We start from the raw sequence: 12,704 nt of genomic DNA, 5'->3' as shown, positions 1-12,704 counted from the left end.
CGTTGGGGGCTTTGCCAGAACCAAAACTTACCCACAGATTCTGCTGAAGAGCCCATTTTAATAACAAATTCGATAAACTTATTTTAAGAATTAGAAACAGCAATGATAGCGAGGATTTTGGTGTAATAACTGAGAATAAACTATCCGACATTATTAATTTGACTCGCAGTAGTTTATCAGGGCTTCCAGGTATAGGGAAAAAGTATATTGACCTTTGGGTGGAGCTTAAGGCTCTATATAAAGAAAATCATAATATACAACCCTTAATAAAGCCTTTAGTTGAAAATGATCCTGATCATGAAGTGGACTTTGATGGGATGACTATAAACTTCTCTGCCTTAAGTGCTATTGAGAAAAAAAACCTTGAAAAGCTTTATAGATTGAAGGAGTCAGATGATATTTTAGAGGTGATAAACTTCAAATCTCTAGAATTTGAAAAAACTGAAGGGATTGGTGAAAAATTTATTAGTGCGATCTCTGGCTTAAAAGAAAGGCTTCAGGTTGAGATAGAAAAAATATCTAAAGGTATTATTGACTATAAAAATATGGAGAGCGAGTTAATCTTGTCAACTAAGTTCAGAATCTTTCCTGTTGAACAAGTGGGTACTATATTGCTCGAAGATATAGACAATTTCTTAGATGGCATCGATGAAAAGGAACAGGAAATATTTCAATATCGATGGGGTTTTGTTGAATCAGAATTGACTCTTGAAGAAGTTGGTGTAAAACATCTCGTTACACGAGAGAGAATTCGACAAAAAGAAGCTAAGATAAATAGTAAACTGATTCGAAGTATGAGATTAACACAAGAAAATATTTGGCTTAACCTAAAAGATAATATTAATTTAAAACTACCACAAGCAATGGAAAATCTATCAAGTTGCTTTGATAAAGAGAAAAATTTCTATAGGTTTCTAGGCTATATTTGCGACGATAAAAATATTAGCAATATTGTTAGGCCAGATATACGGACGGATATACTCAATCCTTTTTTTGCAGAGCATGGCGAACCGTGCAGCATTTATCAAGCTAAGGAGTATATCCAAGCCAACTCTTTTTTGAGTGATAGCAATGCAGATAATGTATTGGATTATTTGTCAGAGCTAAGAAAAATAGAAATTAAAGATGAAAACGTATATCCAAAATATTTGAAAAAAAATGAAGCGGCAGCTTGCGTTCTTTGTAAGCATCCCCAAGGTTTGCCGTGGTTGGATGTAGCTAATATTGTTAATTCAAGAGCTATATCAAGGACTAAATTGAATCAAGATCGCCCTGATAATCAAGCGCTGTTTGATTCTGACTTTGTATACTTGGCAGGAAAGGGTGTATATAAACACACCAAGTATATGAATCTCTCGGAAATCAATATCGATTCAGTATTTGAGTCGCTATTGGTTTTTTTTGATGAGACAAATAGAGATGTATTTCATCTTAATGAGGTTTGTCGTAAGTCTGTATTTTTGCAAGATAAAGATTATTATGCTATTCGGTATATCGTAAAGATGTACGGTGAAGACTATGGATTCTATTTTGATGGTAAGTCGCAAGCAGATTCAGTAGGATTGGAAAAGGGTTTTAAAAACATTACGCAGAAAGATGTAATATTACAGGCTATGAGTTCCAATAAAAAACCAATGACCAAGCCTGAAATAGCGGCTCTTTTAAAGAGTAATAGTATAGGTCATGCAGCTTATTATTTAGATGAGATGATAGGTGATGAACAAATTGTACAGGTTGACAGAATGCTTTATACAACACCTGAAATTGCTTACAAAGATATAGATTTGCCTCGTTACATCGCTGGAATTAATGAGATACTTTTGAATGAGAATAGACCTGTTGATCCATCAATATTTCAACATAAATTAAATATTGATTTTAACAAAGCATATTCTAAATATTTTTATTCTTCGATAGCGAAAAATAACTACCAAAAAAATAATTGGCATCGTAAACAGAATTTATATTCGCTGTATGATATTAAATATAATAATTTGACTGACGCAATTAATAAACACTGCAAGAGTGATTTTGATACAAATACAAACTTTAAAAGACTAAGTGAATTTATTGCTATAACTAGAGAGTCGGCACAAGTTTCTATTGGAAACTGGCAGAATACATTAAAAAACTGCTAACAAGTGACTGTGGAGCTAAAGGGGTCAGAGCGAGAATAAAACCGGGTCAGAGAGCAAATGTTTCTAATATTAGAGAATATTGCTCTCTGACCCGGTTTACGGTTTAGTTGCAAGGATAGAAAATTAATAAAATCACAAATTATTCCGAAAGGATTTTTAAGCCAATTCAATTTAAAAACAGAATGATTTAAAGGGCTCTGACCCCTTTAGCGGACCCCTTTAGCGATGATATACGATGTAGACTTTCAAGAAGGCGCTAGTGACTGGACACAAGCTTATGCACACCCCAATGCATGGGAAGATGCCAGCTACAAACCGGGTATTGGTAGCTATCTAGTCCGCAACACAACAGCGGTCCCTGAGCCCACCAGCATTATTCTAATGAGTTTAGGTCTTATTGGCCTCATGGTTTATCGTCGTCAAATTAAATATATCAGGTAAGCAAGTTTTCATCGTGGCATCAATGCTACGTGCTTATGATAAAGGAGGGGGGGTTAATAACAAAGTACGTAGTTAGATTTTACTTGCGGCTGATTCAGAAAAGAATACTACTAAAGAAGTATTTTGGTAGTTAAGATGGGGTAGCGCCTTCATTATTTCTTGTAGGGCTCAGCCTGCATATGATATGTGATGACTAATTGTACGATAATCGATGGTTGAATAGAGGGAGGAATAAAATATGAAAAAATTATTTTTTATAATTACAATGTCTTTAGTATTTTTATCTGCTGGCTGTGCCGCGCCACAAAAAAAAGACTCTAGTGAAAATCAAGCCATTGATCATTCTGAAAGGCTAGGTGCATCTGATTCATCTGGTGCAAAAATGTCCGCTTCAGAAAAAGAAAAAATGAAGCAAGAAATATTGGCAGAATTACGAGTTCAAGATCAAGCAACAATTGAGTCTAATGACTCTTCTGACAAAAGAATGCCAGTTTCAGAAAAAGAAAAGTTAAAGCAAGAAATACTGGCAGAAGCTAATGTTGCATCGCAAAAGAATGCTGAAACCGCATCTGACAACACATTGATGTCTATAATTGGTTTTTTAATAGGATTGTCATTAGCGCTTTAAAGGCCCGTTGGGCTGCATGTCGCAATGTCGATATTGAACACACGCTTGAGGCATTGCGCCCAAGTCATTGATGCGTCTTCGGGGCGTCTTCGGGGTCAGGCGTCTTCGGGGTCAGGCGTCTTCGGGGTCAGGCAACTAAAACCGGGTCAGAGAGCAATTGTTTCTAATATTAGAGAATATTGCTCTCTGACCCGGTTTATTTTAAGGATTAATAATGCCGATCAGAACAATAGTTTTTATCTTTACTTTCTTTTTTTCATCGCTCTGTTTTGCTATTGATTTAGGTTTATCTGGGTCGGGGAAAGATGTCGCATTTGATATTAGGTCAACAAATCCAAATGCTTCTGGCTGGGGTGGATATGGTCGATTGATTGTTGATTTTGAAGAATATGTAATAACTGTTCCAGAGAGCAATTGTTTCTAATATTCCTCGTTCAAATACCTTATGCTGTGGCTAACCCTTTTCCCGGAAAACGAGTGCCATGATTTTTATTAAATTACTAGATGCTTTCGGCATAGGCGTGATAATAGCGAGCCTGATATTTGTGCTATTTACGCTCGTTATACTGACTATTAATGCCATCCCTGGCTTGTGAGTTCTCGCTTGGGATTAAAGGAATGAGTGAGGGGCAATGGGTTCAGGCTCGATTGTTCTGAATGAAACAAGCACAAAGTGATCTTCCCATTCTTTAACCCCGGTTTTTTAACCCCGAAATGCAGTGAACCGGATTGCTCCGGCTCACCGCTTACCCTGCTTTACCTCTGCAGCTTTCAGTGCACGCGTTTAATCGTGATTTTCGCTACGGGGTTACGCCAATCCAGATCGGCAGGTATGGCGTCGCCGACGCCGTGGATGCCGCTGTGGATATGGACGAAGCCTTCGCCGCTGTCATTGGGCGAATAGCCTTCGCCACCGAGGCCGGCGACCGTTGCCATGAGTTCATCGTTGGTCTCGCTGCCGGCGTCATAGGCATTGGCCATGTAGGTGACGCTATGACTGCCTTTGGGCAGTCGCACACCTGAAAGGCCGAAGAAGGCGTCATTGGTGGCGCCAAGCATGGAGCCGATGCTCACCTTGTGTGCACCGCGCTTGGCGGTAACCGTCATGGTCGTGGAATGTCCGGGGTGGGTCAGGCCCATGGTGCTGATCTGGGCGTCACTCACTCCGTCCATTGCCAGCAATTTGGCCGCCATGGGGCCGCCATCGCCGGCTTCCGCCAATCTGGCCAGTTCATCGCTTGGCGCCTGCGCTGCCTCAAAGAAGCTAATCCCGGGACGATGCGTTGCGGCCATGACCGGTGCCAGCGGCTGACCATGGGTCAGGTTGGTGATGGTGATTTCATACTTGACCATGTCATCGGCCCAACTGTTTGTCGCCGTTAGCAAGGCGGTTGTTAGTAAGCATCCAGCATACAATGATGTTTTTTTGCGCATTTTCTTTCTCCATAAAGTCAGTATTGGTTAATTAACCTGCGTTCCGCGCGCTGCTCTGCGTGGGTGGGTTAATTTACGACTGAGATCTCACGGCTGACTCACGCAAATATAACTTTTCTGTCACGGCATGTTTTCACTGTACGTTTTCACGGTACGTTTTCCGTTTTTACTCTGTAGGGGGATGCGTAAAATTACTGAATAGTTTGGGCATTTGCTCTCTGGCCTTTTTAATTACAGGCATCGCCGCTGTGAGTATAAAGGAGGGTCAAAATAATAAAGGAGGGCAGAGTCGATGAATAAACAATGGACAAGGTCTTGCAATGTCGCATTATCAAGTAATGGGGAAGGTACCCATTATTGGTAGTTTCTGATTGACTCACCTCATTGCGGCGAAGCGAGTGCCTTGCGAATCTCGATCAATTTGGCTTGTACACGCTTCCGGTTTGCAGGTCCTATGCGTAACAGGATTTTCTGTCCTGCGGATAATTCTTGCAGGGCCGGATCGGCAAAATTATAAAAGACGTTGGGTTGCACCAGTTCGATAGGGCCGGTGAGGTCTGGCGTTTCCAGCAGATGGTCGATGACGGAAATAAAACGGTCATTGAAGTAGCGGCTTTTGTAACCCAGGGCATCATACTCTTCCTGAATCAGGGGATAGTAGCGGGTATACCATTTCGCGAATTGTTCCGTGTCCAGCTTGTCGAGTAGTTGCATATAGGCGTCATAGCGGGCGAAGTTTTCCGGGTCGACAAGGATTTTATCGCTGGCATCTGTTTGCACCAGAAATTTTCCTGAGGTTGTCGGAAAAAGACGATATTTGATGGGTACCTTGTCGCTGGGGAGAGAGTCAATCGTCAACACGAAACGATGGATGAGGCCGGTCTGTTGTACCATCTGCTTGACCAGATCATTGTCAAACATCCCCGATATAATTTCCCTTATCCGGTCATCGCTTTCCATGAGAGGTGGCAAAGGTTCTTCCGGCTCAGTTTCAGCCTGCGTTTCTTCAGTAGCATCACCCATCATTACCAGGGATTCTGGGACAGGGTGCAGGATTTCCGGCGTTTCGTCCTCTGGAACCTGTAGCGGCGCTGTCGGTATGGCCCGGGTTTCCTGTTCGCGTGCCTTGTCGAGCTGAAAGTAATAATAAGCTCCCGCTCCAGCGAGTAATAAAATAAAGACAATGTAGGAGAATGATTTCATAAAATGTCCGGGTCAAAATCCGTGTCAGAGAGCCATTGTTTCTAATATTAGCAATAAATTCAATAAATGGGTTTGCCCGTAAGTCGATTGCTATCGTTCAACAGGATCAGAATCGATTGATCAATAAAAACAGAGCGGGGGTCCCTTTTTAATCCAGAAATCATGTTTATACTGACAATAACCATTGGGTTGTACAGAGGGTATAAATATGAACCTGCTTATTCTATATGGTTCACTGGAAGGCCAGACGAAGAAAATATCGGATCGATTGGCCGGTATTATTCGGGATAAGGGGCATCAGGTCACTGCTCAGTCGGGCGAAGATTTGCCGGCTACTTTTTCGGTCGATAATTTTGATGCTGCCATACTTGGTGGCTCCATTCATATGGGAAAATACCCGGCATATTTAAATAGTTTTGTCGCATCACACCGTGATTGGCTTAATGCTGTACCCTCGGCCTTTTTTACCGTGTGCATGGCCGTGAATAGCGCGAATACAAAATCAAGGGATGAAGCAAAGCATTATGGCGATAAATTGACGGCGCAAACCGGATGGACCCCGAAACTGACTCAAACCTTCGCTGGCGCGGTGAAGTACACCCAATATAACTTTTTTACACGCTTTATCATGAGATGGATTTCCAGTCGGGAAGGCGGCAGTACCGATACGTCGCGCGATCATGAATACACGGACTGGGCAGCGGTGGAACGTTTTGCGGAGGATTTTATTGGCGTGATTGAGCAGCAAGGCAATAAAAGCGGCTAGCGAACATTGCTTGATCATATTCAAAAATAGTATTTATGGTCTTCATCAATTTAATAATATCTTAAGTCCAGAGGCAGAAATCACCGATGAACCGCAGAGCGTTTATTCAGTGGTTAACAGGCTTAGGGTCTGCGCTGGCGTTCAGCTCGGCGTTATCTGCTCCAATATCGCAACAACATACTCGAACAATTCCCTCCAGTGGGGAGCGGTTACCCGTGATTGGCCTTGGCACCTGGATCACCTTTGGCATTGATCCAGAAGATAAAGCGAACATGAATCAACGGGAACAGGTGCTGCGTGAGTTTCTCCGTCTGGGCGGGGGTGTGCTGGACTCTTCTCCAATGTACGGTAATGCCGAGAAGGTCATTGGGCTCTGTTTAGAGCGCATCGGTCATCATAAGGGTCTGTTTTCTGCCACCAAGGTCTGGACCCGCGGTCATCGACAGGGCTTTTTCCAGATGGAGCAATCCCAGGCCTTGTGGGGATTGCCCCAGCTTGACTTGATGCAGGTACATAACCTGCTGGATTGGGAAACCCACCTGCCAAGCTTGCGGGCGATGAAAGAAGAGGGAAAATTTCGTTATGTGGGAGTGACCACGTCCCATGGGCGGCGCCACGAAGAACTCATCAAGATTATGCGTACTGAGCCATTGGATTTTGTGCAGTTCACCTACAATCTTCTGGATCGGGAAGCGGAGCAGTATCTATTGCCGATGGCGGCCGACAGGGGGATTGCCGTCATTATTAATCGACCCTTTCAACGCGGCGGTTTGTTTGATCACGTGGGTCGGCAGCCATTACCTGCCTGGGCAAGTGAAATTGAATGCAAAACGTGGGCCCAATTCTTCCTAAAATTTATCGTTTCTCATCCTGCCGTTACGTGCGCCATACCGGCGACGTCACGGGTGGATCATTTAAAGGAAAACATGCAGGCAGCCTATGGGCCTTTACCCGATATGGCCCTGCGCAAGAAAATGGTGGATACCATCCGGGCGATTTCATAGCTTATCAGGGGCCAGGGTTATAAGGGCTCTGAGGGGAATGGCACTTACTTAAGCACAAAACCGTTGTCATCCCAGCGAAGACCCTTACTGCCAGGAATAAAAAAGCAGTAAGCCAAGGGTGGGCATTGCCCACCAATCAGGCATTGTTGGGTTCGGTGCAATGGTGGGCAATGGCCCACCCTACGAAAAATGCGTTGTAGGGCGCAATAACCGAAGGGCATTGCGCCGTATGCCAGTCGCCACGGAAAAAAAGAACAAAGGGGTCAGGTATGAATGGCACTTACTTAAGGCATGGGTCCGTATTTTTCGTCATTCCGGCGCATACCTTCAGGGGCACAAGTGCCGGAATCCATAGAAACTACCACCATTAGTAGCGTCTGGATCCCGGCCTTTATGCCCCGAGGGTATGCGCCGGGATGACGAGGTTTTGTGTCTTAAGTAAGTGCCATTCTGGTCAGAGCCCTTTTAGAGAATTCACCGCGTCAGTTTTCAGTTTTAGGGGGAGAGAGTGCCCCCCCTCAAAAAATATCCCAGTCTCTCCACACGCCTGAACCCATCGCCGACCCAGCCTGGGCTCCTACCCGTGCGCCCTTTATGGCCCGTCGCACTTTCTCAATACATACGCTTGCACGTATATACGTTTCTGCGTATATTTCGCCCATGACTGTTCAGCCTGCGCCATTTTTCCAGCTCTTATCCGACGAGACGCGTCTGCGTTGCCTGTTGTTGATGCAGGCGCAGGGTGAGCTGTGTGTTTGTGAGCTTATCCATGCGCTGGGGGTGATTCAGCCCAAGGTATCTCGGCATCTGGCGGCGTTGCGGGATGCGGGGGTGGTGAAGGACCGGCGGCAGGGGCAGTGGATCTATTACCAGCTGCATCCCGAGCTGCCGGGGTGGGCTGGCGAGGTGATCGCGGCCACGGCGGCGGCGACGGGGGATCAGGCCCCTTTTCATGCGGACAGGCTGGCGCTGGCGTCGATGCCGAATCGTCCGGGTGCGGCCTGCTGCGCCTGAGAGTCTGCTGCGCCTACCTGCTGCGCCTAAGTGGGCCTTCCGTTTTAAATTCTTCCGGTTATTTGTTGTAAGGGGTGCACTGTGTCGGTACGTGTCGGTATTAACGGTTTTGGTCGCATGGGTCGGCTGGGTTTGAGGGCCGGCTGGGGGCGGGATGGGTTTTCCATCGTGCAGGTGAACGAGATCGCCACCGATGCGGCGGGTTCGGCCCATCTGCTGAAGTTCGATTCGGTGCATGGACCCTGGACGCACGAGACCGCTGCGCGCAATGAGCGGCTGCTGGTGGATGATGTGGCGCTGGCCTATTCATCCGATAAGGCCATTGCCGAAACCGACTGGTCCGGCTGCGACATTGTGATCGAGGCGACCGGCCGGCATCACAAGCATCCACAGACCCTGACGGGCTATTTCGATCAGGGCGTGAAGAAGGTGATTGTCGCCGCACCCACCGAGGGGGCGCTGGATATTGTCTATGGCGTGAACGATGATCAGTACCGGCCGGACCAACACCATCTGCTGACTGCGGCCTCCTGCACCACCAACTGCCTGGCGCCCATCGTCAAGGTGATGCACGAGCAGATCGGCATTGTGCACGGCTGCATGACCACCCTGCACAACATCACCAATACGCAGACCATCGTGGATAAGGGCCACAAGGACCTGCGCCGCGCGCGGGCCTGTGGCCAGTCGCTGATTCCCACCTCGACCGGCTCGGCCAGGGCGATCACCAAAATCTTTCCTGAACTCATCGGCAGGCTTAATGGCCATGCGGTGCGCGTGCCGCTGCTCAATGCCTCGCTTACCGATTTTGTGTTTGAGGCCGCGCGGCCGGTCACCGCGGAACAGGTGAATGACTATTTCCGGTTGGCGGCGGAGGGTGAGCTGCGGGGCATTCTCGGTTATGAGGAGCGGCCGCTGGTGTCGGTGGATTATGTGAATGATCCGCGCTCCGCGATTGTCGATGCGCTGTCCACCATGGTGATCGACGGCACCCAGGTGAAGGTCTATGCCTGGTACGACAATGAGTGGGGCTATGTAAACCGCATGATGGAGCTGACGGCCAGGGTCGCCCGGGACCTGTAAATACAGGTCTTTTGTCACTCCGGGAGCCGCTAACGATGGAACAGGGCCTGCGCAATTACCTGGTTGTTACCGGTGCCTACTGGGCCTTTACCGTGACCGACGGCGCGATCCGTATGCTGGTGGTGCTGTATTTCCACCTGCTGGGGTATTCGCCGTTTGAGGTGGCGATGCTGTTTCTGTTTTATGAGTTGTTCGGCATGGTCACCAACCTGGTCGGTGGCTGGCTGGGGTCGCGGATCGGCCTGAATCTCACCATGCATATCGGCATGGGTCTGCAGGTGTTTGCGCTGGCGATGTTGATGGTGCCCGAGGCCTGGTTGACGGTGGCCTATGTGATGGCGGCGCAGGCGTTGTCGGGCATCGCCAAGGACCTCAACAAGATGTCGGCCAAGGCCAGTGTGAAAACGCTGTTGCCGGCGCGCGGCAGCGATTCCACCCTGTTTAAATGGATCGCCATCCTGACCGGTTCCAAGAATGCGCTGAAGGGCGTGGGCTTTTTTGTCGGCGCGCTGTTGTTGCAGGGGCTGGGATTCAGGGGCGCGCTGGGGCTGCTGTCCGGCGGGCTGCTGCTGGTGTTGCTGCTCAGCATCAGTCTGTTGCCGGCCGGTCTGGGCAAGGCAAAAGTCCGCCCCGCGTTCTCCCGCGTGTTTGCCAAAACGGCCGCGATCAACTGGCTGTCGGCGGCGCGCTTTTTTCTGTTTGGTGCGCGTGATGTCTGGTTTGTGGTGGCCCTGCCGGTCTATCTGTACAGCGTGTTTGCATGGAGCTTCATGCAGGTCGGCGGTTTTCTCGCCCTGTGGATTATCGGTTACGGCGTAGTGCAGGCCAGCGCCCCGCGGCTGCTGCGCCGCAGCCATCAGGGCCGTGGCCCGGACGGCGCCACCGCCCGGCGCTGGGCGTTTGGCCTGGCCATCCTGCCGGCGCTGATGGCGACCGCGCTGGGTATGGATTTTCAGCCGCAGCTGGTGCTGATCACCGGGCTGATCGGTTTCGGTGCGGTGTTCGCGATCAACTCGGCGGTGCACTCCTATCTCATCGTCGCCTGGTCCGAACATGAGGCGGTGTCCATGAATGTCGGTTTCTACTATATGGCCAATGCCGGTGGGCGCCTGCTCGGCACCGTGCTTTCGGGGCTGATCTATCAGACGCAGGGCCTGACGGGTTGCCTGTGGTGGTCGTGCCTGTTTGTGCTTGCCGCGGGGCTGCTCTCCATTCCCCTGTCAAAGGGGCGCGGGGCGGCGCCGTCGGTCTGAGGCCAGCGGCTGCTAGTACTCTTTCAAGATGATATTGCCTAATTCAGTTGGTCTGTCAGCGTTCAGGGCAAGGCACGCCTCGCAGGGAATGGCCTTAGTCCTTGCCAAGAGGCGTACCAAAAGTAGGCGCTTTTAGGCGACGCGGCCATGGACGCTGACAGGCCAACCCTTCGGGCGCTCCTGTGGTGTCCCGCAACCGCGTCGCCTAAAGCGCCTACTGTTGGTGCTGCGCTTGACAAGGACCGGGCCATTGCCTGCGCACAGCGCCTTGTTGCGAAACACCACAGGAGCGCTGAACTAGGCAATATCATCTTGAAAGAGTACTAAACTTGAAATAGCAGAGAGTGCCCAGAGTTTAAATGCAGTAATCGCAAAACAGGCGGCACACCGATTGATAATGCGTGATCAACCAAAAAGGATTTAGTCCATGCAACATCACTTTCACAACTTCAGCGAACTGTTTGCCCAGTTGGGTCTGGGTAGCAGCCCGGAGGAGATCGAGCGCTTTCTGTATCAGCATGCGCCGCTTGCCGGTGATGTCGCCTTGCCCGATGCGCCGTTCTGGTCGCCGACCCAGGCGGCCTTTCTGCGGGAGGCGCTGGCCGAAGACGGCGACTGGAGTGAGGTCGTGGATATGCTGAACGTGGCCCTGAGACAGGACCTGCCCATAGCAAACCGGGCATGATGCCGTATGATGGAATGATCGTCGCAACACCGCGATGTTTTTCTTTCTCTTTTTCTACTTTACGACTGGCCTGCCAATAACAACCGGACGCCATGCACAATCACGCCCCTGCCTCGACGGGACAACGCAGTCTTTATCTCGCCGCCGCGCTGACACTGGGTTTTGCCGCGGTGGAGGCCGGGGCGGGCTGGTGGTCCAATTCGCTGGCCTTGATGAGCGATGCGGGGCACATGCTGGCCGATACCAGCGCCCTGCTCATCGCCGCGTTGGGTGCGTGGTTCGCGCAGCGCGTACCCACCCACCGCTTTAGTTACGGTCTTGGCCAGGCGGAGTTTGTGGCCGCCTTCTGCAACGGCCTGCTGATGCTGGTGGTAGTCAGTAGTGTCATCTACCATGCCATCGAGCGGCTGGCCCAGCCGCTGGAGATCTGGGGCGAGGCGGTGACCGTGGTGGCCTTTGTCGGTCTGCTGATCAACATCCTGGTGCTGTATCTGCTGGGCCATGGCCACGGCGCGGCCGACCTCAACCGACGCGCGGCCATGTTGCATGTGCTGGGCGATCTGCTGGCCTCGGTGGCCGCCTTGGTGTCGGGGCTGGTGATCTGGTGGCTGGGCTGGAGCATGATCGATCCGATCCTGTCCCTGGTCATCGTCGCCCTGATCCTCTTTTCCACGTTCCGGCTGCTGCGTGAGTCGGTGCAGGGGCTGTTGTCGGGCGTCCCGCTGGGGCTGTCACTGCAGGCCATCGGCACCGACATGGCGGGCGTGCCGGGGGTGGAGTCGGTGCATGACCTGCATGTCTGGTCGCTGACCTCCAACCGGGTTGCACTCTCCGCGCACGTGGTGGTGAGCGACCTGGGCCAGTGGGATTTCCTGCTGCAGGATCTCCGAAACCTGCTGCGAGAACGCCACGGCATCGAGCACGTCACCCTGCAACCGGAGCTGCGCGTCCGGCCGGTGAGCTTAACGCAGACACCGGCCGCACGCGGCGCGCCCCATTAATGGGCGCGTAATAACGACATCTAACCAAAGAGGAACAGTCATGCGAACACCCAT

Annotated in this window: 12 protein-coding genes; 10 read left to right on the top strand and 2 right to left on the bottom strand. The window is 49.9% G+C overall.

The genetic code is table 11. The features are described 5' to 3' along the window. The first annotated feature begins 158 nt into the window (after positions 1-158). From RRB22_12145 to RRB22_12135, 3 genes are all read left to right on the top strand, one after another. Positions 159-2,138: a sigma factor-like helix-turn-helix DNA-binding protein gene (locus RRB22_12145; protein MDT8385155.1), complete on the top strand. Its 1,980-nt coding sequence runs from the start codon at positions 159-161 to the stop codon at positions 2,136-2,138. A 679-nt stretch (positions 2,139-2,817) separates the two neighbouring features. After that, a complete protein-coding gene (locus RRB22_12140) occupies positions 2,818-3,207 on the top strand; it encodes a hypothetical protein (protein ID MDT8385154.1) in 390 nt (129 codons plus the stop codon). A 214-nt stretch (positions 3,208-3,421) separates the two neighbouring features. Continuing rightward, positions 3,422-3,631 (top strand): hypothetical protein, encoded by a 210-nt coding sequence (locus RRB22_12135; GenBank protein MDT8385153.1) that lies wholly within the window; start codon positions 3,422-3,424, stop codon positions 3,629-3,631. 347 nt (positions 3,632-3,978) lie between these two features. Here the strand turns inward: RRB22_12135 and RRB22_12130 are convergent, their stop codons facing one another. Both RRB22_12130 and RRB22_12125 read right to left on the bottom strand, forming a co-directional pair. After that, positions 3,979-4,560 carry a spondin domain-containing protein gene (locus RRB22_12130; GenBank protein ID MDT8385152.1) on the bottom strand — a complete coding sequence of 194 codons (582 nt, stop codon included), beginning with the start codon at positions 4,558-4,560 and terminating at the stop codon, positions 3,979-3,981. Positions 4,561-5,022: 462 nt separating this feature from the next. Continuing rightward, positions 5,023-5,844, bottom strand: a complete 822-nt coding sequence (locus tag RRB22_12125) for a DUF3014 domain-containing protein (protein ID MDT8385151.1) — start codon at positions 5,842-5,844, stop codon at positions 5,023-5,025. 208 nt (positions 5,845-6,052) lie between these two features. On the opposite strand from RRB22_12125, the gene RRB22_12120 reads away from it, so the two are divergent. The 7 genes from RRB22_12120 (at position 6,053) to RRB22_12090 (ending at position 12,650) form a co-directional block, all read left to right on the top strand. After that, a complete protein-coding gene (locus RRB22_12120; GenBank protein MDT8385150.1) occupies positions 6,053-6,610 on the top strand; it encodes a flavodoxin domain-containing protein in 558 nt (185 codons plus the stop codon). 86 nt (positions 6,611-6,696) lie between these two features. Beyond that, positions 6,697-7,614 carry an aldo/keto reductase gene (locus tag RRB22_12115; GenBank protein MDT8385149.1) on the top strand — a complete coding sequence of 306 codons (918 nt, stop codon included), beginning with the start codon at positions 6,697-6,699 and terminating at the stop codon, positions 7,612-7,614. 660 nt (positions 7,615-8,274) lie between these two features. Then, positions 8,275-8,628: a metalloregulator ArsR/SmtB family transcription factor gene (locus tag RRB22_12110; GenBank protein ID MDT8385148.1), complete on the top strand. Its 354-nt coding sequence runs from the start codon at positions 8,275-8,277 to the stop codon at positions 8,626-8,628. Positions 8,629-8,709: 81 nt separating this feature from the next. Then, entirely contained in the window at positions 8,710-9,711 is a 1,002-nt protein-coding gene (locus RRB22_12105) for an ArsJ-associated glyceraldehyde-3-phosphate dehydrogenase (protein ID MDT8385147.1), read from the top strand. A gap of 35 nt (positions 9,712-9,746) precedes the next feature. Further along, a complete protein-coding gene (arsJ, locus tag RRB22_12100; protein ID MDT8385146.1) occupies positions 9,747-10,964 on the top strand; it encodes an organoarsenical effux MFS transporter ArsJ in 1,218 nt (405 codons plus the stop codon). A gap of 427 nt (positions 10,965-11,391) precedes the next feature. After that, positions 11,392-11,649: a DUF2789 domain-containing protein gene (locus tag RRB22_12095; GenBank protein MDT8385145.1), complete on the top strand. Its 258-nt coding sequence runs from the start codon at positions 11,392-11,394 to the stop codon at positions 11,647-11,649. A 92-nt stretch (positions 11,650-11,741) separates the two neighbouring features. Then, on the top strand, positions 11,742-12,650 hold the full coding sequence (locus tag RRB22_12090; GenBank protein ID MDT8385144.1) for a cation diffusion facilitator family transporter: 909 nt from the start codon (positions 11,742-11,744) through the stop codon (positions 12,648-12,650). Positions 12,651-12,704 lie beyond the last annotated feature (54 nt).

Source organism: Gammaproteobacteria bacterium, assembly GCA_032250735.1.
Lineage (GTDB): Bacteria > Pseudomonadota > Gammaproteobacteria > SZUA-152 > SZUA-152 > SZUA-152.
Note: the sequence above shows the minus strand (reverse complement) of the source record. Positions and strands in the feature narration are given on the sequence as shown.